Annotated in this window: 28 protein-coding genes; 11 read left to right on the top strand and 17 right to left on the bottom strand. The window is 54.4% G+C overall.

Going from position 1 to position 24,758, the window contains the following annotated elements; translation table 11 throughout:
- Nucleotide 1 precedes the first annotated feature (1 nt).
- The 8 genes from ACOSDM_RS03215 to epsC all read right to left on the bottom strand — a co-directional run bounded on the left by ACOSDM_RS03215 (nucleotide 2) and on the right by epsC (nucleotide 6,436).
- Nucleotides 2-490, bottom strand: coding sequence for an SUF system Fe-S cluster assembly regulator (locus tag ACOSDM_RS03215; RefSeq protein ID WP_420723036.1), 489 nt, complete (start codon nucleotides 488-490; stop codon nucleotides 2-4).
- A 78-nt stretch (nucleotides 491-568) separates the two neighbouring features.
- Nucleotides 569-1,408 (bottom strand): phosphodiesterase, encoded by an 840-nt coding sequence (locus ACOSDM_RS03210; RefSeq protein ID WP_420723035.1) that lies wholly within the window; start codon nucleotides 1,406-1,408, stop codon nucleotides 569-571.
- Nucleotides 1,409-1,612: 204 nt separating this feature from the next.
- Complete coding sequence (locus tag ACOSDM_RS03205; protein ID WP_420723034.1) at nucleotides 1,613-1,816, bottom strand: cold-shock protein; 204 nt, start codon at nucleotides 1,814-1,816, stop codon at nucleotides 1,613-1,615.
- A gap of 415 nt (nucleotides 1,817-2,231) precedes the next feature.
- Nucleotides 2,232-2,549: a ferredoxin family 2Fe-2S iron-sulfur cluster binding protein gene (locus ACOSDM_RS03200; RefSeq protein WP_420723033.1), complete on the bottom strand. Its 318-nt coding sequence runs from the start codon at nucleotides 2,547-2,549 to the stop codon at nucleotides 2,232-2,234.
- 88 nt (nucleotides 2,550-2,637) lie between these two features.
- Nucleotides 2,638-3,801: a cysteine desulfurase family protein gene (locus tag ACOSDM_RS03195; protein ID WP_420723032.1), complete on the bottom strand. Its 1,164-nt coding sequence runs from the start codon at nucleotides 3,799-3,801 to the stop codon at nucleotides 2,638-2,640.
- Between the two features lie 9 nt (nucleotides 3,802-3,810).
- A complete protein-coding gene (locus ACOSDM_RS03190; RefSeq protein WP_420723031.1) occupies nucleotides 3,811-4,944 on the bottom strand; it encodes a cysteine desulfurase family protein in 1,134 nt (377 codons plus the stop codon).
- A gap of 66 nt (nucleotides 4,945-5,010) precedes the next feature.
- A complete protein-coding gene (locus ACOSDM_RS03185) occupies nucleotides 5,011-5,469 on the bottom strand; it encodes an Rrf2 family transcriptional regulator (protein ID WP_420723030.1) in 459 nt (152 codons plus the stop codon).
- A gap of 211 nt (nucleotides 5,470-5,680) precedes the next feature.
- The gene (gene epsC / locus ACOSDM_RS03180; RefSeq protein ID WP_420723128.1) at nucleotides 5,681-6,436 is read right to left on the bottom strand and encodes a serine O-acetyltransferase EpsC; all 756 of its coding nucleotides are present in this window, start codon (nucleotides 6,434-6,436) and stop codon (nucleotides 5,681-5,683) included.
- Nucleotides 6,437-6,696: 260 nt separating this feature from the next.
- On the opposite strand from epsC, the gene ACOSDM_RS03175 reads away from it, so the two are divergent.
- Nucleotides 6,697-7,347, top strand: a complete 651-nt coding sequence (locus ACOSDM_RS03175; protein WP_420723029.1) for an alpha/beta hydrolase — start codon at nucleotides 6,697-6,699, stop codon at nucleotides 7,345-7,347.
- Here ACOSDM_RS03175 and ACOSDM_RS03170 read toward each other — a convergent pair.
- Nucleotides 7,344-8,429, bottom strand: coding sequence for an anhydro-N-acetylmuramic acid kinase (locus tag ACOSDM_RS03170; protein ID WP_420723028.1), 1,086 nt, complete (start codon nucleotides 8,427-8,429; stop codon nucleotides 7,344-7,346). The genes ACOSDM_RS03175 and ACOSDM_RS03170 overlap by 4 nt on opposite strands.
- A gap of 104 nt (nucleotides 8,430-8,533) precedes the next feature.
- Between ACOSDM_RS03170 and tyrS the strand changes: the two genes are divergently transcribed.
- Complete coding sequence (gene tyrS / locus ACOSDM_RS03165; protein WP_420723027.1) at nucleotides 8,534-9,784, top strand: tyrosine--tRNA ligase; 1,251 nt, start codon at nucleotides 8,534-8,536, stop codon at nucleotides 9,782-9,784.
- Nucleotides 9,785-9,808: 24 nt separating this feature from the next.
- On the opposite strand, the gene ACOSDM_RS03160 is transcribed toward tyrS, so the two are convergent.
- Nucleotides 9,809-10,399 carry a TetR/AcrR family transcriptional regulator gene (locus ACOSDM_RS03160; RefSeq protein WP_420723026.1) on the bottom strand — a complete coding sequence of 197 codons (591 nt, stop codon included), beginning with the start codon at nucleotides 10,397-10,399 and terminating at the stop codon, nucleotides 9,809-9,811.
- Nucleotides 10,400-10,537: 138 nt separating this feature from the next.
- Here ACOSDM_RS03160 and ACOSDM_RS03155 point away from each other — a divergent pair, with 138 nt between their 5' ends.
- A complete protein-coding gene (locus tag ACOSDM_RS03155; protein WP_420723025.1) occupies nucleotides 10,538-12,775 on the top strand; it encodes a xanthine dehydrogenase family protein molybdopterin-binding subunit in 2,238 nt (745 codons plus the stop codon).
- A gap of 88 nt (nucleotides 12,776-12,863) precedes the next feature.
- Here ACOSDM_RS03155 and ACOSDM_RS03150 read toward each other — a convergent pair whose 3' ends face one another.
- From ACOSDM_RS03150 to panB, 7 genes are all read right to left on the bottom strand, one after another.
- Nucleotides 12,864-13,661 carry a sterol desaturase family protein gene (locus tag ACOSDM_RS03150; protein ID WP_420723024.1) on the bottom strand — a complete coding sequence of 266 codons (798 nt, stop codon included), beginning with the start codon at nucleotides 13,659-13,661 and terminating at the stop codon, nucleotides 12,864-12,866.
- A gap of 110 nt (nucleotides 13,662-13,771) precedes the next feature.
- Nucleotides 13,772-14,641, bottom strand: coding sequence for a phytanoyl-CoA dioxygenase family protein (locus ACOSDM_RS03145; RefSeq protein ID WP_420723023.1), 870 nt, complete (start codon nucleotides 14,639-14,641; stop codon nucleotides 13,772-13,774).
- Between the two features lie 37 nt (nucleotides 14,642-14,678).
- On the bottom strand, nucleotides 14,679-16,022 hold the full coding sequence (locus ACOSDM_RS03140; protein ID WP_420723022.1) for a TRAP transporter large permease: 1,344 nt from the start codon (nucleotides 16,020-16,022) through the stop codon (nucleotides 14,679-14,681).
- A 4-nt stretch (nucleotides 16,023-16,026) separates the two neighbouring features.
- Nucleotides 16,027-16,548, bottom strand: a complete 522-nt coding sequence (locus ACOSDM_RS03135; protein ID WP_420723021.1) for a TRAP transporter small permease subunit — start codon at nucleotides 16,546-16,548, stop codon at nucleotides 16,027-16,029.
- A gap of 80 nt (nucleotides 16,549-16,628) precedes the next feature.
- A complete protein-coding gene (gene dctP / locus ACOSDM_RS03130; protein ID WP_420723020.1) occupies nucleotides 16,629-17,690 on the bottom strand; it encodes a TRAP transporter substrate-binding protein DctP in 1,062 nt (353 codons plus the stop codon).
- Between the two features lie 87 nt (nucleotides 17,691-17,777).
- On the bottom strand, nucleotides 17,778-18,086 hold the full coding sequence (locus tag ACOSDM_RS03125; RefSeq protein WP_420723019.1) for a DUF6166 domain-containing protein: 309 nt from the start codon (nucleotides 18,084-18,086) through the stop codon (nucleotides 17,778-17,780).
- A gap of 36 nt (nucleotides 18,087-18,122) precedes the next feature.
- Nucleotides 18,123-18,992 (bottom strand): 3-methyl-2-oxobutanoate hydroxymethyltransferase, encoded by an 870-nt coding sequence (panB, locus tag ACOSDM_RS03120; RefSeq protein ID WP_420723018.1) that lies wholly within the window; start codon nucleotides 18,990-18,992, stop codon nucleotides 18,123-18,125.
- 125 nt (nucleotides 18,993-19,117) lie between these two features.
- Between panB and ACOSDM_RS03115 the strand changes: the two genes are divergently transcribed.
- The 8 genes from ACOSDM_RS03115 to ACOSDM_RS03080 all read left to right on the top strand — a co-directional run bounded on the left by ACOSDM_RS03115 (nucleotide 19,118) and on the right by ACOSDM_RS03080 (nucleotide 24,743).
- Nucleotides 19,118-19,492 carry a hypothetical protein gene (locus ACOSDM_RS03115; RefSeq protein WP_420723017.1) on the top strand — a complete coding sequence of 125 codons (375 nt, stop codon included), beginning with the start codon at nucleotides 19,118-19,120 and terminating at the stop codon, nucleotides 19,490-19,492.
- A gap of 34 nt (nucleotides 19,493-19,526) precedes the next feature.
- On the top strand, nucleotides 19,527-19,715 hold the full coding sequence (locus ACOSDM_RS03110; RefSeq protein WP_420723016.1) for a hypothetical protein: 189 nt from the start codon (nucleotides 19,527-19,529) through the stop codon (nucleotides 19,713-19,715).
- A 118-nt stretch (nucleotides 19,716-19,833) separates the two neighbouring features.
- Entirely contained in the window at nucleotides 19,834-20,532 is a 699-nt protein-coding gene (locus tag ACOSDM_RS03105) for a GntR family transcriptional regulator (RefSeq protein WP_420723015.1), read from the top strand.
- Between the two features lie 98 nt (nucleotides 20,533-20,630).
- Nucleotides 20,631-21,851, top strand: a complete 1,221-nt coding sequence (locus tag ACOSDM_RS03100) for a threonine synthase (protein WP_420723014.1) — start codon at nucleotides 20,631-20,633, stop codon at nucleotides 21,849-21,851.
- A gap of 109 nt (nucleotides 21,852-21,960) precedes the next feature.
- A complete protein-coding gene (locus ACOSDM_RS03095) occupies nucleotides 21,961-22,191 on the top strand; it encodes a hypothetical protein (RefSeq protein ID WP_420723013.1) in 231 nt (76 codons plus the stop codon).
- 148 nt (nucleotides 22,192-22,339) lie between these two features.
- Nucleotides 22,340-22,753 (top strand): hypothetical protein, encoded by a 414-nt coding sequence (locus tag ACOSDM_RS03090; RefSeq protein WP_420723012.1) that lies wholly within the window; start codon nucleotides 22,340-22,342, stop codon nucleotides 22,751-22,753.
- Nucleotides 22,754-22,937: 184 nt separating this feature from the next.
- Nucleotides 22,938-23,534, top strand: coding sequence for a TetR/AcrR family transcriptional regulator (locus ACOSDM_RS03085; RefSeq protein WP_420723011.1), 597 nt, complete (start codon nucleotides 22,938-22,940; stop codon nucleotides 23,532-23,534).
- 171 nt (nucleotides 23,535-23,705) lie between these two features.
- Entirely contained in the window at nucleotides 23,706-24,743 is a 1,038-nt protein-coding gene (locus tag ACOSDM_RS03080) for a hypothetical protein (protein ID WP_420723010.1), read from the top strand.
- The last annotated feature ends 15 nt before the right edge of the window (nucleotides 24,744-24,758 follow it).

Genomic DNA, 24,758 nt, shown 5'->3' with positions numbered 1-24,758 from the left:
ATTACCGTCCTACTGTCGCCAGCCCGGAAGCGGGCGCATCTTCAAAATGTCGGATCATGCCACTGTCACTGATCAAATCCGCCAGACTTACATTGTCCAAAGCCGACTTCACGGCCAGGTTGATGCGGTTCCACCCCCCCGCCATCGGGCACAGGCTTTCCACCGCACAATTATCATCCGACCCGTCTACACAGGCCGTCAGCGCGACCGGTCCATCCAGGGCCGTAATAATCTCTGAAACGCTGATTTCCTGTGTGGGGCGGGACAGGACATAGCCCCCCAACGCCCCGCGTGTCGCCGCCAAAACGCCCGCTTTAGACAGGGATTTCAATATTTTGGCAACTGTTGGTGCAGGCAGCGTCGTGCGATCAGCCAATTCCGGGGCCGTGCATAACACATTGGGTTGCTGGGCCATATAGCTCAACAAAACCACACCATAATCTGTCATTCGTGACAGGCGAAACACACTGAAAACCTTTCGCTTTCTCATACTGGACTAAATAAGTCCTGTTTCTAGATGTAGCGGAAAAGGTCGTCTTTGCAAGGCCTGAAATGGGATTTGTGAAATTTATTCCGCTGCTGCGCCGGCCCCCAGGGCCTCGTGTGAGGTACCCACATCCGCAATTGCGATTTCATAGTCTTCACTGTGCGCCAAAACGCCGGTCGGCGTGGTCAACAGGATGCCATAGGCCGCCGGTTCATCCACCGACAGTGATACATCCATCGAATCCATATTCATCGGCATCTGGTGACAGGGACTTTTGAATATGCTGAACGGAACACCGCGATGAGACCCAGAAATCGTGCGATGCACATGGCCGGCAACAAGATGCTTCACACAATTGAAACGCCCGATCACGTCATACAGGGCCGGACCATTCTTTAACTTGATGGCATCCATGCCGGGAAACCCGATATCATGGGGTGGATGATGCAGGAACAGCAGCACCGGTCGATCCCCAGCTTCCCTTAGCTGTCCTTGCAGCCAGTCCAACCGGGCCGGACACAGATAGCCACTATACGTTTCCGGGAATTCATAGGGGGGCGCATTCAATGTGTCCAGAAAGACCAGACGCCAATCCCCAACATCCATCACGCTTTGGACAAAGCCATTTGGGTCGACGGACACGTCAGGGAAACAGGACAGGAATGTTTCGCGGGAATCGTGATTGCCGATCAACAGGCTGACGGGAATATGCGTCCGGTCCAACAGTTCCGCCAGGCGCCGATAAGAGTCTGCATCCCCCCGATGGGTTAAGTCGCCGGTACAGACAATACGGTCTGCATCTGGATGAATTTTGGTCGCATGGTCAATACCAGCAGCAAGACGCGCATAGGGATCCAGACCAATGATCGTCTTGCCGATGGGCAGGATGTGCAAATCCGTGAACACAATAATCTTCGACATGCCCGATCCTTAAGAAGCCCCTGTCTAAATCACACAAACAACCCTGCCAAACACACCGACATCTGGCGAGTGAAGATTGTAAGACGATGCGGACAGCAACACCAATCGGACAAAAAGAAAGGGCGGCGCCATTGGCACCGCCCCTCTTCACCGCTGCGCGGTACCGGTCTTAAGGATTACTCCCCAAGATCGGTTCGCGCGGCGTTAGGATGCGCGCAAATTCACCGCCTTCGGGCCGCGACGGTCGGCTTCGACCTCGAATTCCACGGCTTGGCCATCGCTCAGCGTGTCCATGCCGGAAGCCTGAACAGCAGTGATGTGAACGAAAACGTCCTTTTCGCCGCTATCTGGTGTGATGAAGCCGAAACCTTTGGTGGTGTTGAAAAATTTGACGGTGCCTTTGGCCATTTTCTCGTAGTCCTACTTGTTTGATTCGCTGGTCGGCCTTCCTTCATTGAAAGACCAAACCCGATATGCATTCCCGGACCGCGCTCGTGCGGAACCGGGGCGAGTCGCCCTGATTAGGATTTTTTGAGGAAGGTAGTCTCTAGCACGGTCGCAAGCGTAAGCTTAGTATCGTCTCTAAAGTCAAACATCACTCGCAAACCAGGTGCGGGGTCGTCACGAGGCGGACCATGCGCCGGAACCATACGGAATGCAAGGGGAATCTTGCGTTCCTGCTGTTTGCTGCGCGGAACAGCCCGATTTTTGTAACGGTTTGCCCACACAAGCCCTGGCAGTATTAACCATAATTCCCAAACAATGACCTATTTGTCAGAATACTGACCAAATCGGATCAAATGTAAATTGGCTGTCAAAGGGGTCAGGTTTCTTCCGGCACGCGCAAGCGAATGCCATCCAGCGCATCGGTTACGCGAATCTGGCAGGTCAGGCGGGATGTCTTGGTCAGGCCAAATGCCAGATCCAGCATGTCTTCTTCATCTTCACTGGGCGGATCAAGCTTTTCATACCAATCCTGATCTTCAACGACCATATGGCAGGTTGCGCAGGCCAGGGACCCTTCACAGGCCGCCTCGATCTCAACATCATTCTCGACAGCGGTTTCCATGACCGACAGGCCAGCTTTCGCATCAACAATGGTCTCGCTGCCGTCGCGGTGAATAAAGGTGATTTTTGGCATCCCGGTTTCCTTACGCCTGACTATTCTTCGCTAACGCGGTTATTTGGGATAAAGCCCCGGTGAAGTCAATCGCCTAACTCAGGCCGAGCTATTTCTTGCTTACAGCCGCCAATAGCATTTCAGCCGCAGCCGCGATGTCATTCTCTGTGGTAAACCGGCCCAATCCGATACGCAGGCCTGCTGCAACCTTGGCCGGATCGTGGCCCAGCGCCTGCAGAACATGACTGGCGGCCTGCGCCCCGGAAGAACAGGCTGAGCCACTGGAAACCGACAATCCGTCCAATGCAGCCAGCAATTCACTGCTCTCCACCCCCGGCACGGTGATGTTCAGATTGCCCGGTAAACGGTTGTCCATATCCCCATTCAAACTTAAATCCGCATCAGACTGTTGCAGCAGGTCCCACAACCGGTTGCGCATCCGGGTCAGTCTTTCAGCCTCCTGCCCCATTTCGGATTTGGCGATATCTGCCGCCGCGCCCAGCCCAACGCACAGGGGAACGGGCAAGGTGCCGGACCGCAATCCCCGTTCCTGGCCCCCACCATCCATCAACGGGTCCAGTTCCACCTTCGGTTTGCGGCCCCGTACATACAGCGCGCCGACCCCCTTGGGTCCATAGATCTTATGGCCGGAAATACTCATCATATCGATGCAGATAGCATCAACATCCAGCGGGTACTTTCCGAAAGCCTGTGCCGCATCGGTATGAAACCACGCGCCGCACTCCCGCACCATCGCACCGATATCCGCCAGGGGTTGGATCACCCCGATCTCATTATTCGCCGCCATGACAGATACAATCGCAACCCGGTCATCCAGCGCCTCTTTCAGGGTCGAAAGATCCAGCAATCCATTCTTCTGAATAGGTAAAATCTTAACGTTAAAGCCTTCCCGGCTTAACCGTGCGGTGCTTTCAAGGACGCATTTATGCTCACTGGCCAGCGTGATTACCGTGTCGCGACCGTCCGCCTGCCGTCGATGCCGGGCTGCGCCCTTAATTGCAAGATTGTTGGATTCTGTCGCACCGGACGTGAAAATGATGTCCCTTGGCTTTGCCCCGATCAGGGCTGCCACCTGCCCGCGCGCCGTCTCCACGGCGGCCTCCGCCTCCCAACCATGTCGATGATCTGCAGAATGAGGATTCCCAAAAATATCGCTGAAATAGGGCATCATACGATCCACGACACGGGGATCACACGGCGTTGTCGCCTGATAATCCAGATAGATCGGGCGATTTGGTCGATTAGCAGTCATTATAAGATCCTATCCCGCCACCTGGCCTGCATGGGGGGTGTCCTTCGGCAGCAACCGTTCCGCCATCGCAAGATAAGCGTTCACAAAAGCGTCTATATCATCTCCCGTGGTGCGCCATCCCAGACTGATCCGGATCGCTGACGCGGCGATATCGGCAGATAATCCCATTACCGTCAGGACAGGACTGCTTTTCACCTTACCAGAAGAGCAAGCCGATCCGGCGCTGACACAAAACCCCGCCAGATCCAGGCTAATGACTTGCTTTTCAGCGGGCGCGCCAGGCAACGACAGGCAAGATGTATTTGCAACACGCGGAAGACCAGCCCCAATGATCCGAAGCCCCGCACAATTCTGTGCAAGCCGATGTTCCATGTGGTCCCGCAGTCCTGAAAGGCGCTTTTGTTCCGATGCCATATGATCCAGAACCCATTCTGCCGCCGCCCCGAAACCAGCGATGCCGGCGACATTTTCTGTGCCGCCCCGTCGCCCCTTTTCCTGACCACCGCCCTTTGTCTGCGCGGTTATGGCAAGACCTTCATTAAAAACCAACGCCCCCACGCCGGTTGGCCCACCAATCTTATGGGCGCTGAGGCTCAGTGCTGCGAGGCCAAGGGCGCGTATGTCAAAAGGAAGCCGCCCGGCGGCCTGAACCGCATCAACATGCAACAGCGCCCCTGCCGCCTTCACAATTTCTGCGATTTCTTCAATCGGTTGGATCAGCCCCGTTTCATTGTTAACCGCCATAACCGATACCAGATCCCCATCGCACACAGACTGTCGCAAGGCGTTCAAATCTATCACGCCCTGCCCTGTGGCAGGTAAGACCACGGCGTCGGGGACGGCGTTTAGTACGCTGTCATGTTCTATTGATGAGACCAGAACACGGTGACGGGGAAGTCCGCGCAGGGCCAGGACATTTGCCTCACTGGCGCCAGACGTAAACACAACTGCGCCTGGGCGCGCCCCAACCAGGGCTGCAACCTGACGCCGCGCCTTTTCTATCAGGGCCCGTGCGGCCCGCCCCGCGCCATGTATGGATGACGGATTACCGCCAACAGCGATGGCGTTCCCGACGGCATCGGCTGCAACCGGTAAAACCGGGCTGGTGGCATTATAATCCAGATATATTTGCTGAGTTTGCATAAGGCATTTTTTGCATGCCTTTGACCTTAAGAAAAGGATGCTGACGACAGATCAACCAGCCCTGCTTTAGCGGCTATGCCCAACCATTGACTGGGGCCGTTGCTCTGGACTGAGGATATGCCCCTCGCAGACATCTTCCAGGCTGACCGATGACAGCGCCGCATCCATTTGAATCGTCAACATTTCCCATAAGGCATGGGTCGCACATCGTTGATTTCCAGGCATGCACTGATGCGGTGAACTGGGGGAACAGCGAACCGGGCGCGCGGAATCATCCACGGATTTTATGATGGTGGATATCAGAATAGTCGAGGCAGGAGCCGCCAACATATAGCCGCCGCCCGGCCCCCGCACACTTTTCACGACACCACCCTTTTTCAGCTTCGCGAAAAGCTGTTCCAGATAGGATAAAGAAATGTCCTGGCGCTCCGCTATATCTGCAAGTGGCACTGGTTGACCGGCGCTCATGCTGGTCAAATCCACAATAGCCATTACGGCATAGCGCCCTTTTGTCGATATCTTCACACCAAACCTCCAAACCCTGATTTTTGTAAAAACCAACAGGGCTGATCCCATGACAAGGGAGGCGCGACATCTGCACAGCACACAACAGTGCACGCCATACCCGTAAGTCTGTAAGCACTGTCAAACAAATATACGTTTGGGATACCCCTCGTAGATCAATACGAGGGGAGATTAAGGCTGGATCACATCAGTAACATTATTGTCGAAAATCTCATTTTTTCGCGGAACGCGCAGAATCATCTGGGGCATCATCAGCGCCAAAAGAAAAATTCGGGCGCTGTTCTGCATCCGTCAAACGACTTTCCAGATCACCAACCTGTGCTTTCAGGACATCCACTTGCGCCATCAAGGCTTCTATGGCGCGGGCGGCGGGATCTGGCAAATCTCCCAGCGGTGTCCCATAGGGCGCAAAGCTGGAATCCGCGCGATTGGCCTGGCCAGCAATAGGCTTTGCTGGAATACCGACCATAGTTGCCATTTCCGCAACATTCTTGATCACAACAGCATTTGCCCCGATGCGGGCACAGCGGCCCACCGTGATTGGACCCAGAATTTGAGCACCGGACCCGACAATCACATTGTCACCCAGTGTAGGGTGACGCTTCTGGCAGCGCTGACCGTCCGAATTTTCAGACGGGGAAACACCGCCCAATGTCACATCATGGTATAGGGTAACATTGTTGCCTATTTCCGCTGTCTCCCCGATCACAACGCCCATACCGTGGTCGATGAAGAAGCCGTGACCAATCTTTGCCCCGGGATGGATTTCAATACCGGTGAACAACCGGGCGACCTGGGATACGAAACGGGCGAAGAAAAACCACTGGCGCTGATACAACCAATGGGCCACGCGATACAGGATGATGGCGTGAAATGCCGGATACAACAGCGCAACTTCCAACCGCGACCGAGCGGCCGGATCACGGGAAATCATTGCATCAATATCGGACTTCAAAGTTTTAAACATCGCATCACCCGCTTGGTTAGGGTATTCATTCATCCCGCCGAAAAAGCCTAAGGCCGCCTGTTTCCGCCGGAATGAAACCATAAAGTCGCTCTTTAAAGACACGACTTCACGCCTTAGATATACTGCCTGTTTCGTCAGCGTCAAGCGACGCCCGGAACACAACACCGCGATAACGCTTGTATCTCAAGGTCTTGACGTTTACAGCCAATGGCTTGGTAACAACAGTTTTTCCATCCTCTCACTTCTACCGGGGATTCTTTATGCCTGAAGTTACAATTAACGGTCCAGAAGGTCGCCTTGAAGGGCGTTACACCCACGGAACCGACAGCAATGCGCCCATCGCCCTGTTCCTGCACCCGCACCCACAGCATGGCGGCACGATGAACAATCGTATCGTCTATGAAATGTATCATACTTTTGCCAAACGCGGGTTTTCGTGTTTGCGCTTCAATTTTCGGGGGGTTGGACGATCGCAAGGCGTGTTCTCCCGGGGCGAAGGCGAGTTGTCCGATGCAGCGACGGCATTAGACTGGCTGCAGACCTATAATGAAAATGCTCGCGATTGCTGGATTGCCGGATTTTCCTTCGGGGCTTGGATTGCGATGCAATTGCTGATGCGCCGACCGGAAATCAATGGGTTCATTTCCATCGCGCCGCCTGCCAATCAATATGACTTCACCTTCCTGGCACCCTGCCCCTCTTCCGGGCTGATTTTGCAGGGTGATGACGATGACATCGTCCCCCATGAAACGGTTGGCAAGCTGGTGGACAAGTTGCGGGCGCAAAAGGGCATCACGATCGATTACGAAGTCATGCCCGACACGAATCATTTCTTCACCGGTAAAGTCGATGATCTGAAGGACAGCGTCAGCACCTATCTGGATAAACGCCTCAGCAACGGCCCTTTCTAAGGTTTTGACACGAAGCGACCCCCCGTCAAAGGGGCTTTAACGCCAGTTGTCATTGGGAAACTGATCGGCAGCCCCAGGCGGCTGCGTACGGCCATATAGGCGAAAGCCTGTGCCTCCAGCACATCCCCGTTCCAGCCAACGGCCTCAACAGGTTGCACGGGCAGGTTCAGGTGGTCAGCCATGCCTGTCATAAAGGTTGGATTATGACGCCCCCCGCCGGTGACCAGGATTCGAACCGGCCGGACCGGCAGCAACTCGATACCTCTAGCCACGCTTTCAATTGTAAAGGCAGCCAGGGTCGCTGCACCATCCTGAAGAGACAAATCCGCCACAGGGCCGGGGTCAAACGCATTGCGGTCCAGGGATTTCGGGTAAGGCTGATCAAAATAGGGATTGCCCAACAACTGATCCAGCGCACCAGCATTCACCGATCCTGAACCGGATATCCGGCCATTTTCATCCATGTGGCCCGCACCATTTCGACTGATCCAATCATCCAGCAAGGCGCTGGCAGGACCAGTATCAAAAGCTATGGGATCGCTGTCGGGGCCTTCAAGGAAGGTGATATTGCCGACACCACCCAGATTCAGGATTGCCACAGGCATTTCCAGGGATTTTGCAAGGGCGCGATGATAGACCGGTGCTAAAGGGGCCCCCTGTCCGCCTGCCGCCACATCCGCGCGCCGAAAATCATAGACTGTATCGATCCCCACAGCCTTTGCCAGCCGCCCCCCCAGCCCCAATTGCCAGGTCCATCCCAGATCAATGCGATGATTGATGGTCTGACCGTGGAACCCAATCACATCAATGCAAGGGGCCGATAGCCCGGCACGATCCAGCAAACGGGTTACTGCAACAGCATGCAGGTCGGTCAATTCCCGCTCTAGGATATCAATTGCGGCATTGCGTTCCACTGCACCCAGAACCGACCGCAAGCGCGATCGAAATGCAGGGTCATAGGGCAGCGTCAGATACGGACCAAAGGACTGAACACCATCCCCGTCGGTTTCAATCAACGCGGCATCAATACCGTCCAGGCTGGTGCCACTCATCAATCCAATAGCGCGACTGTTTTTTGTCAATTTTAGGTTCCTCCCCAACCCGGTTTAAAGCAGCTTGGTTGCCGGGCCGTGACCGACATGCTATCTCGCGCTTCCTATTTTCTACAAACAGCAGTTTGCACACTATGACACAGATACGCTCGGAATTCCTGAAAGCCGTCCGTGACCGGGGCTTTTTGCATCAATGCACGGATATGGACGCCCTGGATGCGCGTGCCATGGAAGGACCAGTTCCCGCCTATATCGGTTTCGATGCGACGGCTGATTCGCTGCATGCTGGGTCACTGGTGCCAATCATGCTGCTGCGTCTGCTGCAACAGACCGGCCATAAACCCATCGTCCTGATGGGCGGCGGCACGACCAAGGTTGGCGACCCCAGCGGCAAGGACGAAGCACGCAAGATGCTGACCGATGCTGATATCGACCGCAACATTGCCGGCATCAAACAAATTTTCCAGAAGTTCCTGACCTTCGGGGACGGTCCAACTGATGCTGTGATGGTCAACAATGACGAGTGGTTATCTGGAATCAACTATATCGATTTTCTGCGCGATTATGGTCGGCATTTCTCTGTCAATCGCATGCTGAAATTCGACAGTGTCGCGCTGCGCCTGGAGCGAGAACAGCCGCTGAGCTTTCTGGAATTCAACTATATGATTTTGCAAGCCTACGACTTTGTGGAGTTAAATCGGCGTCACAAGGTCTGTCTGCAAATGGGGGGATCGGACCAGTGGGGCAATATCGTCAATGGGGTCGAATTGGGGCGTCGCACCGATGACAGTTCGCTTTTTGGCCTAACGGTTCCACTGCTAACGACATCTTCTGGCGCAAAGATGGGCAAAACAGCCTCTGGTGCTGTCTGGCTGAATGCGGATCGGTTGAGCCCTTATGACTATTGGCAGTACTGGCGTAATACTGAGGATGCTGATGTCGGGCGCTTCCTGAAACTGTTCACGGATCTGCCGCTGGACGAAATTGCACGTCTGGAAGCCCTGGATGGTGCAGAAATCAATGCCGCGAAAATTGTGCTGGCCAATGAGGCAACGCGCCTGTGCCATGGCGAGGATGCCGCCCGGGCCGCGCAGGAAACCGCCCATAAGACCTTTACTCAGGGCACGATTGGTGATGACCTTCCAACCATCGATGTGACCGCTGCGGAAATTAAGGCAGGCATCGGGGTTCTGGAAGCCATGACACGTGCGGGTCTGACACAAAGCAACGGGGATGCCCGACGCCAAATCAAAGGCGGCGCGGTGCGCATCAATGACGAAAAAGTGGACGATGATCGCCGCGTTCTGGGGTCGCTGGATGTTTCAGAGGGCGTGATAAAACTGTCTTTGGGCAAAAAGAAACATGCCCTGATCAGGGTTGCCTGATCAGGATTTGCCGCAGCGTTGACGTCAGGAAACGGGGGCCAATGCGGCGGCGATGGCCTGATCGGCGATCTGTCGCAGGGCGCGGGCATCCGGATTCACTTTCGAGATAACCTGCAGGCCCTGTATCGCGGCCAAAAGCAGCCGAGCGCGGGCGCGGGCATCAGCCTGTGCCGGCACCTCCCCCGTTTGCTGGCCCCATCGCAACAATCGATCAAACGCGTTTTCGACACCGGCCAGTGCTATGCGTGTATGCGCCAAGATATCGGCATCCTGACTGCCGAACTCCGCCACTGTATTGGTTATAAAACAGCCCCGGTTTCGCCCATCTGACATCAAGTCCAGGACCTGATCGATATAGGCCTGTAAGGCGGCTCGCACCCCACCCTTGCGGGTCGAGGGATCCAATTCAATGATCGGCCCTGTTTGGACATAAAGCTGAAGCGCTTTCAGAAACAGGTCCCGTTTGTCCCCGAACGCGCCATACAAGCTGGCGCGGTTGATCCCCGTACACGCGACCAGATCCTCAATGGACGTTGCCTCAAATCCCCGTGCCCAAAAGGCATGCATCGCCCTGTCCAAAACACTATCAGGATCAAAGGATCGCAACCGGCCCATGCATTATTCTCCTTTTCTTTACCAAAAACAGCTTATCAGCATTTACTGGAATGATCATTCAATAATTATGGGAATTTTGGTGTTTGTCCGGACCGTCTGGCATTGCTAAACCTAATTTAAGACAGGAAGGAACAGGCAATGACAGAATTTACAGGCACATCGGTACATCGGGTTGAAGATCAGCGACTGCTGACCGGCTTGGGGCAGTTTGTTGAGGATATTCAACTGCCAGATACTGCCCATGCCGTGGTCCTTCGTTCCCCCATTGCGCATGGTCGGATCACCAGCCTGGATATCAGTGACGCAATGGACATGCCGGGCGTTCTGGCGATCTATACGGGGGCTGATCTGGAACGGTTGGGGTGTCACCCCATGCCCTGTGTAACCGCCCATCCCAGCAGCGATGGCACCCCGTTCCAGGCACCAAACCGGCCCCTTCTGGCACAAGACACGGTGCGGTTTGCAGGCGATCCCGTCGCCTTTATTGTCGCCGAGTCAGAAGCCATGGCGATTGAGGCGATGGAACTGATTATGGTCGATTATGATGAAGAAGATGCCATCACAGAACCGACCCAATCACAGGATATCGCCTGCATCTGGGAGGAAGGCGACAAAGCGGCTGTAGATCAGGCGTTCGCTGGGGCCTCACGGGTTGTGGAAATCACCCAGCGCAGCGACCGTATTGCCGTTAGCCCGATTGAAACCCGCTCTGCCCTTGGCACGTTTCAGGACGGCCAGTACACATTGCATACCCAAAGCCAGGGTGTGCATTTCATGCGCGACATGATGGCAAAGACGATTGGCGCGGACCCGGCCACGATCCGCGTGATCACCGCCGATGTAGGGGGAAGCTTTGGCATCAAGATTACAAATTATCCCGAGCAGAGTCTGGTTCTGGTGGCCGCCAAAGACCTAGGTCGTCCAATCCGTTGGGTTTCCAGCCGCTCTGAAGCCTTCCTGACCGATGCCTATGGGCGCGGCCAGGCCAGCACAGCAAAACTCGCCCTGGACAGCGAGGGCGGTATTCTCGCCCTCTCCGTCGACTCCATTGGGGATATGGGGGCCTATGCCTCTGCGCTTGGGATCAGTGTCCTGACAAAAGGGTTCGGGAAGACGCTGGGCCATGTCTATGACATTCCCATGCTGCATTACCGGGTGAAGGCGGTCTATACCAATGCCGCCCCGACGGATGCCTATCGGGGGGCCGGTAAGCCCGAAGCGCAGTATCTGGTGGAACGCCTTATCGACAAGGCCGCGACTGAAACCGGGCTGGGGGCCATTGCCTTTCGCCAGAAAAACCTGATCCCGCCCAGCAAAATGCCCTACACAGCCGCCAACGGCTTCCCCTATGACTCCGCGCATTTTGAACAAGCCATGATGGCGGGGGTAAAGGCTGCGGATTGGGTTGGCTTTCCAGCACGCCGTGCGGCCTCCGAAGCAAAGGGTCTGAAACGGGGCATCGGTATTGGTGTCTATCTGCATCTAACTGGTGGAAGCCCTAAGGAAAAGAGCGAAGTTCTGTTGCAACAAGACGGATCAATCCTGATCCTGACCGGCGTCCAGGCATCAGGTCAGGGGCACCAAACCGCCTTCGCCCAGATGGTCGCCGACCGGCTGCAAATCCCGATGGAGCGCATTGATGTCGTCGAAGGCGACACCGCACAGGTCAAGACCGGTGGTGGGACTGGCGGGTCGTCGTCTCTGCCCATCGCCGGGGTCACGATCCTGAAGGCGACGGACGCCCTGATTGATCTGGCAAAGGCACAGGCAGCCGAGCAATTGGAAACGGCCATCGGGGATATTGAATATGGCAATGGGGGCTTCACCGTGATCGGGACCGACAAGCGCATCAGCTTGATCGAACTGGCAGCTGCCCAACCGACTGAGGGCGAAAAACTGTGTGGTATGGCCGACAGCGATCATGAAACCCAGACCGTGCCCCATGGTGCCTATATCGCGGAAGTCGAGGTCGACCCAGAAACCGGTCACGTTGCGCTGGTGGCATTAACAGCTGCCGATGATTTGGGACGCCGCGTCAATCCGATGATCGCGGAAGGTCAGATCCATGGCGGATTGGCCCAGGCAATCGGTCAGGCGATGTTTGAACGCACCATCTTTGATCCCGATACCGGGCAATTGCTCAGCGGCTCCTTCATGGACTATCAACTGCCCCGCGCCGGGGACCTGCCCAATTTTGATTTACATGATGTCGATATTCCTACGGACAATAATGTCCTGGGGATGAAAGGCGTTGGGGAAAATGCCTCCATCGGTGGCCCCGCCGCCGTCATCAATGCCATTGCAGACGCTCTGGGCACACAGGATATCGATATGCCCATGACCCCAGAACGGGTCTGGCGCGCGCTGTCGCGTTAAGTGATGTTTCGTTAAGGTTCCACAAAAGAACAGGACCTCAGATTTCCTGAGGCCCTGTACCAACTCCCACCCTTAACGAGATATGACTTTAGCTGGCCATGCTGGGCGCTGTGCTGGCAGGTGTCGCAACTTTCGGGGTCTTCGAGGTTTTGCGCATGTCCTTGCGGATATGTTTTGTGCTGTAGCCGTTGAAGATGTGCCCCAGCAAACCGCGATTGAGATCCGATGTCCCGAAGAACCAATCCGCAATCGGGAAGGTCAGGTTCATATTCCGCTCCATCATCAAGGATTGATCATGATGGGCGGTATGGTGGCGGCGGATCGTATTCACAAACGGCATGTTGCGCACGAAGGAATTTTCTTCCACATGGCAGCAGAAATGCATGAATTCATAGGTCAGATACATGCCGGTCGTGGTGCACATGACAAGCCAGCCCACCGTCGGTGAAATCAGCCAGCCCAGAACCAAGGCACCTGGAATGGTGGCCAAGATGAAGGTTACCAGCGCATAGGGCGGAAAAAAGGTGACACGCCAGTCACGTTGATCGGCAAACCGCATTTCATTTTCCGTGAAAAACTGATGATGCATCAGGGTGTGGCGCGTATAGATCGCCCGCAGGCCGATGATGTTCAGCGGCCGGTGCATAACATGGCGGTGCAGGAACCATTCAAACAGATTGCATAACAGGAACACGACCGGCACGGTCAACCATTCCCACCACAGCGGCGACTGCATATTGCTGATGTAAATGTATAGGGCCGCGATGCCGATCGTATAGATCACGGCGACATGCAAGAAACCATTGTACCATCCGGCAATACGATCCCGGTACTCACCACGATACTTGCGCTGGCGGTCCGACATGGGAGACGTTTGAAGTTCCATTGCTCTCTCCTTTAGATGCTCTGCTCGATGCCCGATGAGATAATCAGGTTCGCCCCTTCATCTGATATATCAGTTGCACATCATATATTCAATGGTAAACGCATATGACATCACATCTGTTCGCGCTGTTGTGTCGCAAAGATTGAGGTATAGCCGCCACTCCAATCCGGCGGAACGATGTAATCGCCATCCTCATGATGCGCCCAACGTGCCTGTTGGCCGCGAATAATCGCCTGCTCATAGCGCGATGGCAGCGGTTGCGAGGTATAGGGCAGTGAATCCGCTGCGGATACGACATTCAGCAGAAGGGGTCGCCCCCGCCCGGTCAGGTTCGGTTTGGACCCATGCACCGTGCGATAATTATGAAAGGTCACGGACCCGGCTGGACCGTGCAGATAGCGGACATTATCGACATCCAGCTTACCCAGATCCTTGTCCTGAATGTCGCCGGTCCAGTGCCCGTCTTCTGTATAGTGATCATAGATCGGGCCTTTGTGACTGCCCGGCAGGATGGCCAGCGGCCCCTGATCCATATCGCAGTCGTTCAGATACAGGCCACAGGTCAACACGCTGGTATTGGTGTGAGGAAAGAAGGGCGCATCCTGATGCCATTTCACCTCTGCCCCACCCTTGGCCCATTTGAAATTCAGTTTGGACTGATAGAATTTCACATTCGGACCCAGCAGATCTTCAAATGCATCCCCAATCTTGGAATCTGTCAGGAATTGCCAGAACACCTCATCCTGATCGCACGGGCTGGAAACACGACGCAAGCGCGGCTCTTCTGCGGTATGATCACGCTCCAGATCAAAGATTGAACCGCTTTTGGTTTCTGCGCGGCTCAACTCGATCTGCCGATCAATCGCTGCGCGTAGTTTTGCCAGCCATTCCGTACCAATCAAGGCCGGCACCACGACCGCGCCATCATTGAAATATTCGTCGCGTTGCGCCTGACTCAATACTTTGGCCGGACGGCTCATTATGTCTTCTTTGCGCATCGTCCCATCACCTCATCAGTTAGTTAAAGCCGAGAAGCTGCTTAGGCAGCCACAGCGTGATTTGGGGGAAAGTCATGACAATCGCCAGGGTTATGCCCTGTATGACCAGGAATGGCACAACGCCCTTATACATATCCTTCAGCGTAATCTCCGGCGGCGCGATGCCCCGCAGGTAGAAGATCGCCGGTGCCATTGGCGGGGATAGATAACTGGATTGGATCATGACCAGAATCAGCATGCAGAACCACACTGGATCGAAATATCCGCCATAGCCGGTCGCGGCCCAGCTTTCCCGAATGAACGGGATGAACAGAGGCACAAAGATCAGCAGGATCGAAATCCATTCCAGGAAGAAACCGGCAATAAAAACCAGGGCCAGGAACAGAAATAACAATCCCCATGGACCCAGATTTACCGCTTCAATCAGCTCGCGCATGATACTCATGCCGCCAGATCCGACAAAAACCCCGGTAAAGATGCTGCCGCCCAACAGGATCAACATGATCATCGCCGTCACGGTCAGGGTTTTTACAATGGCTTCTTTAAAGGTCTGCCAGGTGCATTTGCCATATAGAACCGTCAACAGGAACGCACCCAATGCCCCCAGGGCGGATGCTTCCGTTGGCGCAGCCCATCCCATCATGATGGAGCCCAGTACAGCGAAAATCATCGCAACCGGCGGCACCAGAGCCTTTGCCGTGATGATTAGTTTTTCGGCAAGCGGCAATTCGACTTCACCAGGTGCCAGAGTCCGGCGCGGGCCCGCTTCAGGCTTCAATATGCACAGGCCCAGAATGTAGACGATGTACAGGAAGGATAACAGCAAGCCGGGGAAGATCATCCCGACCATCAGGTCGCCAATGGATACATCGGCAATGGGACCCAGAACGACGACCACGACGGAGGGGGGAATAATTGTTCCCAAGGATCCGCCTGCACAAATCGTCCCGGAAATCAGGGATTTGTTGTATTTGTACCGCATCATCGCCGGGATCGCCAACAAACCGACCACGGTTTCCGTGGCCCCGACCACACCGGTCGATGCGGCGAAGATGATGCACATGATGATCGTCCCGATCGCCAGACCGCCTGGCAGTCGCCTTGTCCACAAATGGACGGCGCTGAACAGATTTTCGGCAATACCAGACCGTTCCAGCATAGCCCCCATAAAGACAAACATAGGAACTGCAGCCAGCACGAAATTACTGGCTATATCCTCAATCTTCTGGGTGTACAGAAAGAACGACGCCTCACCAAAGGCAAACAAGCCAAAGACAAAGGCAACCCCCATCAAGGCGAAGGCGACCGGCACGCCCATAAAAATCAAAAACAGCAATGCCGGGAACATCAAAAGGGCTTCCATTGCCTTATCTCTCCACGTCAGAATAGGGTCGATTGAGCAGGGTCAGCAGGCTTTTCAGGCATTCTGCGATGACTTGCAGTGCCAACAGGGTAAAGCCACAGGACAACAGCACGCGAAACGGCCAGATCGGCGGATTCCATGCAGAATTACCGGACCGCTCTCCACTGGCGAAGGCCGCCAATGCGTAATGCCAAAGCGCATCGTTCAACAAAACGAGGAAAGGAAGAAACAGCGCCACATAGAAAGCCAGGTTCACAAGCGCCCGCGACTTTAAGGACAGTCGATCATATAGGATATCAATTCGAACATGGCTGTCGCGCGCCAAGGTGATCGCTGCGCCAATCAGAAAATGCGTACCGGTGATCATGTACCCCAGTTCATAGGCCCAGATCGTCGGCGCGCCAAAAACATAGCGGGCGAAGACCTCATAAGTCGCGGTCAGCACCAGCGGAATAATGGTCAATGAGATCAAAAAGCCTGTCCGTGTTGTCAGGCTTTCGATCAGGCGAATGATTGAGTGCATCATAGCCCTCTTTGTAAAAAGATACCTAAGAAGGATTCGGTCGAGAGGCCTGTTGCACCTCTCGACCAAACTTATTCACAGTGCTATTCGCTGATAACGTTGCGATAGCGGTTGGCATCTTTCCAAAGGTCTGCGAAGGCTGCCTGATCATCCAAAACTCGTTTGAACCAGGCATTTTCCGCCGCGATTTTATTTGCCCAATCGATCCCCGCATTATGCGCGGCAATCTGGGTTTCTGCATCCAATTCAATGATTTCATTGCCCTGGGCCCGATAGAAGGCCAAGGCTTTGGCATCTTCCTGACCAATCGTCAGCCAGGAATTCATCGTTGTATCAAACGCAGCATCCCTGATCAGCTTCTGGTCCGCTTCGGACAAGGATGCCCAGGTCTCGCTGTTGATCACCAGTTCAAACGGGGCGGTCGGCTGATGCACACCCGGAATGATCACATATTTCGTGACACGGTGGAAACCAGGAGAAATGTCTTCCCACAAAGTGCCCCATTCCGTTGCATCGATTGCGCCGCGTTCCAGGGATGCATAAACGTCACCACCCGGCATCGTGACCGGAGCAGCCCCCATGCTTTGAGAGATTTCCAACCAGGCACCGGCCGTACGCAATTTCAGGCCCTGCAAGTCAGCCAGGGATTTCACAGGCTTGCGGGAATGCAGGAACACTTCCGCAGTCCGGATGAACAAAGGCATTGAAACAAGGTTGAATTTTTCCTTGCGCCATTCCGCCTGCAGTTCAGCACCACCGGCACGATACAGCCAATGCAGCATCCGTTCCGTGTCGAAGCTGCCGGCATAACCGCCGAACAACACAGCCGTCGGATCCGCGCCCCAGTCATATCCTGCCCAGGTGTGACCCATTTCCGCCACACCACTGCTGACTGTTTCTGAAACCTTCAGACCCGGGCCAAGCGTCCCGGCGGCAAACACTTCAACTTCAATCCGGCCATTCGATGCTTCTTTGACACGATCCGCGAAAGCCTTCGCGCCGATTTCCATCAATGGCCCACCGGCCCAACCGGTCGCCATCTTGAATTTATGCTCCTGCGCGAAAGCCGTGGTCGCCGCAAAGGACATCCCAAAAACTGCCGCACATAGGGTCGATACGACCCCAATCTTTTTCAGGTTAAACATAGCAATCCTCCCACTCTTCCTTGGGGCCCCGCTTGGCCACCTTGTTGATGAAATCTGGTGACTTTTTGTCACCTTATTGCGCGGTTGTTATTTCAGTGCCACCTGGTCCGACACGGCGTCTTTAATATCGCCTTCCGTCATGACCCATTCATTGGCAAAATTCGCGACCACCCTTTTCATCAGGGTGTCACAGACCTTCAGGGCCAGCGCGTCATCACCAAAAACATCTGCTGCCAGCGCCAGGGCCAGTTGTGTCGGGGCTGTTCCTTCATATCCCCATTCAAACCCCAATTCGCTGAGCGTTTTCAGATCAAATCTGGGGTCTAGGGGCGCGCCATCCACCATGACTTGTACGCCATCTATGGTGCGGTCTCCGGTATATGTTTTCACAGTCATTTCCCCTGGTCGTCCGCAGGTTTATCCCTGCGGTTTTCAATGTTGTTTACGCTTCTCAATCAAGGTCAGAAATTCCTCCAGCACACCATCGGCGACCGAATAGCTGTGATCGTCATCGGGGAACTGGCTTTCCTTAACCTCCCGCACATATTCTTTCAGACCCGCAACAGCGACATCGGTCAGATTGGCGTATCGTTTTGTGAATTTGGGTTTGAAGTCGGTAAAGACGCCCAGTAAATCGTAGCTGAGGAGAATTTGACCGTCGGTGCCAACACCGGCCCCGATCCCAATTGTGGGGATTTCCAACTGTTCAGAGATCAGCTTGGCAATCGGCGCGGGAACGGCTTCGAATTCCAGCATGAAACATCCGGCATCCTGAATGGCCAGGGCATCTTCCAGAATCACCATGGCGGTTTCCGCCGTGCGCCCCTGAATTTTGAACCCGCCAAACATGGCGATCGTGTGGGGCGTCAATCCGATATGGGATGCAGTGGGAATACCTGATTCCACCAACGCCTTCAGGATATGTGCTTGCGACTTACCGCCCTGGGGTTTGACCGCATCACAGCCTGCATCCTGCATGAAGCGGGTCGCATTCATCAGCGCCCGATCCACCGTGTTATAGCTTTGATAGGGCATGCAGCCCAATGTGAAAGTATTTGGTGCCCCCCGGCGCACGGCTGCGGCATGCATCACCATCATGTCCATCGTCGCGGGGATTGTACTGGGATATCCATGGGCGACCATCGCCAGGCTGTCACCAACCACACAAACATCGACACCAGCAGCCTCTGCCCAGCGCGCCGACGTATAGTCTGGCACGGATGTGTAGACCATTTTCTCGCCACTGGTTTTGGAATCTCGTATCTCCCCGATGGTCCGCTTCTTTTTTTCTTCGGCGGTCATCAAACTCTCCCTTTTCACAAACACGCAACTGATATATCTGTAATATCTGTAAGGGATATTGAAACAGCTGGTCAAGTAGTGATTTCACCAAAGTCCAACGAATTCACGGAAAGGACGCCCGAGCCGTGTTTGTGCAATTCCTTCCCGGTCTGATTACTCTGTTTGGCACGGTGGCCCTGTTGACGGCAGGCATCATTCTGTTGGCCGGGTTTCTGCCAATGGATATGTCAAAGAGGGATGGTGCCAGCATCGCGATGACCTTGCTGGTCTGTGCGACAGGCGTAGCGATTGCGGTCTGTGCCGTTTCTCTGATTGTGTGGTGCATAGACAGCCTGCCCGTCAGTTGGGCTATTGTCGCCGCCGGGCTGGGACTGTTAACCGGCCCTTTGGTGTTTCAAATACTCCCGAACCCGTTGCGCAATCAACCAATGGGGTTGATCTGTACAATGGGCGTAAGTCTGATAACAGGTTTCCTGCTACACGGGACCATCCCGGTATGATAGAAACAGAGCAAAAGAATTAGGAGGATTATTCATGCCAGTTCCCTTTAAAATTCTACTGACCGTCTTGGTCGCGCTAGTCGCAGCCACCGCCCATTTCTGGCAAATGGATATCGGGAATGTTGTGCCTGCCTGGGTAGTGCTGGGTCTGGGCGCCTTCATGATTTTTGCACTGTGGCTTTTTCCGGAAACCAAACGCCGCAGCCCAACCAGTCGCAAGTGAGCCCATCGGAACTAGGAATAGATGTATTCCATTGCCGCATGTCAGGGACTCCGCAATACTGAGCGAACGACAGTTTGATCACGCGATTGAACTGCACAGATTGCAGGACGGGTTTTAGATGGATCGTGGTTTGGAGCGCAAAGAAGGGGTACCTGTAAAGGCAGAGGCACGCCTTAGTCTGACAGAACAGGCCTATCGCCAGATAGAAGAGCGAATCGTGACGTTGCGCCTGGAGCCTGGTGAGGTTTTGTCCGAAGCATCGCTGTCGCTTGAACTGGGAATTGGCCGCACCCCGATCCGGGAGGCGCTGCAACGGCTGGCCCGGGAAGGATTGGTCAATATTCTGCCCCGTCGTGGCATTCTTGTATCTGATATCAATGTGCGTAACCAGTTGGAGTTGCTGGCCGTTCGGCGCGAAGTGGAACGACTGATGGCGCGTCTTTGCGCTGTTCGTGCCAGTCAGGAAGAGAAAGACGCCTTTCTGACCTTGGCCGCGAACCTGGAAGAAACGTCGCATACTGCCGATGACGTTGAGTTCATGCGCCTGGATCGTCGCATGAACGGTATGATCTCCCGTGTCTGCAGAAACGACTATGCGCGCAGTGCCATGGGCCTGATGCACGGGCTGTCGCGCCGATTCTGGTATCAACACTACAAGCAGGTGTTGGACCTGTCGCTATGCGCACGCCTTCATGCGGCGGTAGCCAAAGCCATTGGCAATGGCGATTCCAGCGGTGCGGCAGCGGCATCCGACACCCTGATCAATTACATCGAGAAATTCACCCGGGCGACCCTGGATCAATCGAATATCAACTGATCCTTCGTGAACAATCGACGATTCCCTTGCGCGTTGACCGACCAATTGAGGAGGCGTAAGTCTGCACTCCCTTCCCTTGGCATCGCAACGGAGCTCCCATGACCGACACCCCCACTTTCGTTTCCCATCTGGAATGTTCCATGACTGGCAAAACCTATCCGGCGGATACGGTGCAAGGCCTGTCAGAAGCTGGGCGGCCCTTGCTGGTTCGCTATGATCTGGATGCGCTGGCGAAAGCCGTGACCAAGGAAGACATCGCCAAGCGCACGGATGGCTTTTACCGCTATCGCGAGTTTCTGCCGATACGCCGGGATGAAAATGTTGTCAGCCTGGGCGAGGTTGTGACGCCCCTAATTCCCCTGCCCCATACAGCAAAGCGCCTGAATGCCAAGTCGATCATTGTCAAAGATGAAGGACGCCTGCCAACCGGATCCTTTAAAGCACGGGGCCTGGCGCTGGCGGTTTCCATGGCAAAGGAATTGGGCCTGACCCATTTGGCCATGCCAACCAATGGAAATGCAGGGGCGGCGATGGCGGCCTATGCCACCCAGGCCGGAATTCGCAGCACTGTTTTCTGTCCCGCCGATACGCCGGAAGTCAATGTCTCTGAAATAGAACTGCAGGGGGCGACTGTTTATCGCGTCAACGGGCTGATCAACGATTGCGGCAAGATTGTTGGCGAAGGCAAAGGCCCGGTCGGCTGGTTCGACCTATCCACGTTAAAGGAACCCTATCGAATTGAAGGCAAGAAGACGATGGGGCTGGAACTTGCCGAGCAAATGGGCTGGCAAGTACCCGATATTATCTTTTATCCGACAGGCGGAGGCACCGGTCTGATTGGGATGTGGAAGGCGTTTCAGGAGCTGGAAGCAATTGGCTGGCTGGGCCAGAAGAAGCCCAGAATGGTAGCCGTTCAGGCAACAGGCTGCGCACCAATCGTAAAAGCCTATGAGGCAGGCGAGGAGCACGCCCCCCTGTGGCAGGATGCCCATACATACGCGGCGGGCATTCGTGTCCCCATCGCCGTCGGCGACTTCCTGATCCTGCGGGCCGTGCGCGAAAGCGGTGGCTTTGCCATTGCTGTAGAGGACGAGGCCATTGCAGAGTCTCTGGACGAAGTGGGCAAACAAGATGGCCTGCTGTTATGTCCGGAAGGGGCGGCCACGATGGCGGCCTATAAACAAGCCCTGGCAAGCGGCCTTGTGGATCGTGATGAACGGGCCCTATTGTTCAACTGTGCAACGGGGTTGAAATATCCCCTTCCCAAAATTGACCGCGCCCTGGACCGACACCAGCCCATCGATTACACGCAGTTTTAAGACCGCGCGCCAGAAATATATATTTGCAGTGGGGCCTTGTCCGCCTCTGGAAAGTCCATTTGGGGCAACCGATATCCGGGCCTCACCCCTTCTGGAGTTTTCTGTCATCATGGCGGGCAAGCTTTCCTGGTATGTCACAGCAGCGGCTGCGTCGCTGCTGACTGGCATCGTGGTTTTTGGAACCATCACTGCCCTGGTCTGGGCGATCTTCAACAATTTCACCTTTTCTGTGCCGATACTGGATATTGCAATGCTGGTCGCAGCCCTGCCCAGCGTGGCATCGATATGGTTTCTGGCCGGCGCCGCCTATCGAGCGGAACAGCGGTTGGACCCGCTTTAGAGGTTGGAACCCTGTGCCTTGTTTGTGCAATTCAATCAGATTTGCCGGGCTGTATTCTAAAACAGAAGCGCAGATTTTGCATTCCTGGCCTGCTGTTTAGCCCCCTGCTCAAACGATCACAGTTGCCGAATCATAAAATCCGGCAGCGATGAAGACACAGCCTGTCTGCGCACTGCCCTCCTCTTTCTTAGAAAGAACCATCATGTCACCGGTGCTCATGGATTTCACGATCGCGTTGGGTTTTACTGGTTTTGCTGCCCTTATGCTGCCCTTGGCCTATGCTTTTTTTGAACGTGTCCCGGCCAACAGGGATATCAGCATCCAACTCTCACTTGTCGCCTTTGCGATCACAGTGATTCTGTCTTTTGCCCTTCTGTATTTCGTAACAGCAGCGTTTTCTGCTGAAACTGTTAGCGCCACTCTAACTGTTGCGACCCTCAGCCCAATTGCTGTGGTTCTGCTTTTAGTGGTGATCTGGAAGCTAGTGGTTCCGTTTCTTGTTCACGATACATCAAAGCGTATTGGCCTGATGCAAGCGCCAATCGGTCACCTGCCCGCCTGAGAACCAATAAGAAGCAGGCCTTCATCGAAAACCGTGCTGCGGGAGGTAACGTGATTTACCTCCCGCTTTGGCATGTCCAATTCTCATTTGAATTGCATCCCCCCTCGTTTGGCGGGTAAGAAAGATGGGGGAGGATTTTCATTGTCTGATGTTTAGATGACACAATTTTGAGGGTTGCACCGCAATGGCGCAGATAAAAAAGCCTGAAATTCAGCAAGCTATTCTTGATGCCGCAGGAAAAATGTTTCGGGAATACGGGTATCACGGTGCCTCAATGGCTCAGATTGCGAAACATTCGGGCGTTTCCAGTGCCAATATCTATGTCTATTTCGCCTCTAAGCTGGAAATCCTTTTTACCTTATTTGATCCATGGCAACGGGCCCGGCTGGAACAACTGGAAGCCGATGTCATGAAAATCAAAAACCCCCGCGAACGGTTGCGGTTTATTCTAAAGACCCTGTGGCATGAAATTCCGGGGGAAGAAAATTGCTTTGCAAATAACTTGATGCAAGCGCTGTCAACCGCCTCTCCAAAAGACAAATATTCACGTGAACTACTGTTTTGGGCCGAACAGAAATTATCCATGCTGATCGCATCCTGCCTGCCGGAAGACCGCCGATACCTGTGCGAAAGGGGCAGCATTGCGCATATATTGTTTATGGCCTTTGACGGATTTGCCATGAATCATAAATTGAATGGTCCGTCCAAACGGATAGATCACTCCGTTGATCTGATGGTCACCATGTTGGCGGGAAGCCATCCAGATCCAATTTCCGATTAAATAGAGTATTTTCGAAAATTTCTTAAAAAAATTATTGACGCTGAATTAAAACCGAATGATAGTCGGTAATAGAAATTCAAACGATCCCGCCACCCTGTGTTGGCGACAACCAAGAGAGAGAAACCAATGCACGTTGCTTCAATCCGACCTCAGGAAATGAACCCAGCCAAAATGGCGTCACTCTTTGAACGCCAATTCAAATTGTCCAATGTAAAAAAGGGCGAAACGATCTGTTGTGTCAGTGACTTGACGACACGCCGCGAATACATCCAGGCGTCCTTTGCCGCTGCCGATACATTGGGCGCTGATGTCTATGAAATGTGTGTCAATTCGATTCCCGGCTGGACCAAGGTCGGTGTTCCAACCATTGGCCAGTGCAAGGGCACATTGGAAGCAGCCAGAGCAGCCGATATTATCGTCATTTTCCATGTGCCGCTGTTTACCAGCTGGTTGAAGGACGTGCGGGATAATGGCACCCGGGTTTTGATGATCATTGATGCGCCTGATGATCTGGAACACCTGATTGCCCCTCCGGGATTAAAAGAAGCCTGCCAATACGCAGACGACCTGTATTCAAAGACGAAATCTGTTCGGGTTACGTCAGCCGCCGGGACAGATTTGACCTTCACCCGGGGAGAGTATCCAGTTATGACGCAATGGGGTTTTGCTGACGAACCCGGCCGTTTCGATCATTGGGGCGGCGGTCATATCCACACCTTCCCGGATGAAGGGTCCGCCAATGGCACCGTTGTTTTCGCACCAGGCGACATTATCATCCTTCCCTTCTGTCGCTATGTCGTGGATGAGGTACGCCTGGAAATCAGGGATGGCTTTATTCGCAAGATCGAAGGCGGCCTGGATGCAAAACTGATGCAGGACTGGCTGGATGACAACAAGGAAAGCCCGGATGACATGGACCCGTTTGCGGTATCACATCTGGGATGGGGCTTGAATCCTCAGGCGCTTTGGTATGGCCTTGCCCTGAATGGAGACCAGCCGGAGCGTAGCCGGGCAGCGGCGCGCACTTTCCCAGGCAATTTCCTGTTTTCAACCGGACCCAACACGCAAGGGGGCGGCAATCGCAGAACGCGCGGTCATTATGATGTCCCAATGCGCGATTGCACGATCTCCTTGGATAACAAGGTCATCATTGAAAATGGTAAGATTGTTGACCCGAAGATGATTGTGGAACGCGTCAAGATCGTGTGATGTCTATACGGTTCC

The organism is Hwanghaeella sp. LZ110 (assembly GCF_048892525.1).
GTDB lineage: Bacteria > Pseudomonadota > Alphaproteobacteria > UBA8366 > Aestuariispiraceae > Pacificispira.
This window is presented reverse-complemented; position numbering and strand designations above follow the sequence as displayed.

Bases quoted from the DNA above. Each gene is read 5' to 3' on its own strand.
- ACOSDM_RS03215 (WP_420723036.1), bottom strand. From the start codon at position 490: ATGAGAAAGCGAAAGGTTTTCAGTGTGTTTCGCCTGTCACGAATGACA.
- ACOSDM_RS03135 (WP_420723021.1), bottom strand. From the start codon at position 16,548: ATGATGCACTCAATCATTCGCCTGATCGAAAGCCTGACAACACGGACA.
- dctP (WP_420723020.1), bottom strand. From the start codon at position 17,690: ATGTTTAACCTGAAAAAGATTGGGGTCGTATCGACCCTATGTGCGGCA.
- ACOSDM_RS03085 (WP_420723011.1), top strand. From the start codon at position 22,938: ATGGCGCAGATAAAAAAGCCTGAAATTCAGCAAGCTATTCTTGATGCC.
- ACOSDM_RS03150 (WP_420723024.1), bottom strand. From the start codon at position 13,661: ATGGAACTTCAAACGTCTCCCATGTCGGACCGCCAGCGCAAGTATCGT.
- ACOSDM_RS03125 (WP_420723019.1), bottom strand. From the start codon at position 18,086: ATGACTGTGAAAACATATACCGGAGACCGCACCATAGATGGCGTACAA.
- ACOSDM_RS03080 (WP_420723010.1), top strand. From the start codon at position 23,706: ATGGCGTCACTCTTTGAACGCCAATTCAAATTGTCCAATGTAAAAAAG.
- ACOSDM_RS03095 (WP_420723013.1), top strand. From the start codon at position 21,961: ATGGCGGGCAAGCTTTCCTGGTATGTCACAGCAGCGGCTGCGTCGCTG.
- ACOSDM_RS03145 (WP_420723023.1), bottom strand. From the start codon at position 14,641: ATGAGCCGTCCGGCCAAAGTATTGAGTCAGGCGCAACGCGACGAATAT.
- ACOSDM_RS03155 (WP_420723025.1), top strand. From the start codon at position 10,538: ATGACAGAATTTACAGGCACATCGGTACATCGGGTTGAAGATCAGCGA.
- ACOSDM_RS03175 (WP_420723029.1), top strand. From the start codon at position 6,697: ATGCCTGAAGTTACAATTAACGGTCCAGAAGGTCGCCTTGAAGGGCGT.
- ACOSDM_RS03205 (WP_420723034.1), bottom strand. From the start codon at position 1,816: ATGGCCAAAGGCACCGTCAAATTTTTCAACACCACCAAAGGTTTCGGC.
- ACOSDM_RS03140 (WP_420723022.1), bottom strand. From the start codon at position 16,022: ATGGAAGCCCTTTTGATGTTCCCGGCATTGCTGTTTTTGATTTTTATG.
- ACOSDM_RS03090 (WP_420723012.1), top strand. From the start codon at position 22,340: ATGAAGACACAGCCTGTCTGCGCACTGCCCTCCTCTTTCTTAGAAAGA.
- ACOSDM_RS03210 (WP_420723035.1), bottom strand. From the start codon at position 1,408: ATGTCGAAGATTATTGTGTTCACGGATTTGCACATCCTGCCCATCGGC.
- ACOSDM_RS03110 (WP_420723016.1), top strand. From the start codon at position 19,527: ATGCCAGTTCCCTTTAAAATTCTACTGACCGTCTTGGTCGCGCTAGTC.
- ACOSDM_RS03195 (WP_420723032.1), bottom strand. From the start codon at position 3,801: ATGACTGCTAATCGACCAAATCGCCCGATCTATCTGGATTATCAGGCG.
- ACOSDM_RS03100 (WP_420723014.1), top strand. From the start codon at position 20,631: ATGACCGACACCCCCACTTTCGTTTCCCATCTGGAATGTTCCATGACT.
- panB (WP_420723018.1), bottom strand. From the start codon at position 18,992: ATGACCGCCGAAGAAAAAAAGAAGCGGACCATCGGGGAGATACGAGAT.
- tyrS (WP_420723027.1), top strand. From the start codon at position 8,534: ATGACACAGATACGCTCGGAATTCCTGAAAGCCGTCCGTGACCGGGGC.
- ACOSDM_RS03190 (WP_420723031.1), bottom strand. From the start codon at position 4,944: ATGCAAACTCAGCAAATATATCTGGATTATAATGCCACCAGCCCGGTT.
- epsC (WP_420723128.1), bottom strand. From the start codon at position 6,436: ATGTTTAAAACTTTGAAGTCCGATATTGATGCAATGATTTCCCGTGAT.
- ACOSDM_RS03200 (WP_420723033.1), bottom strand. From the start codon at position 2,549: ATGCCAAAAATCACCTTTATTCACCGCGACGGCAGCGAGACCATTGTT.
- ACOSDM_RS03160 (WP_420723026.1), bottom strand. From the start codon at position 10,399: ATGGGCCGGTTGCGATCCTTTGATCCTGATAGTGTTTTGGACAGGGCG.
- ACOSDM_RS03105 (WP_420723015.1), top strand. From the start codon at position 19,834: ATGGATCGTGGTTTGGAGCGCAAAGAAGGGGTACCTGTAAAGGCAGAG.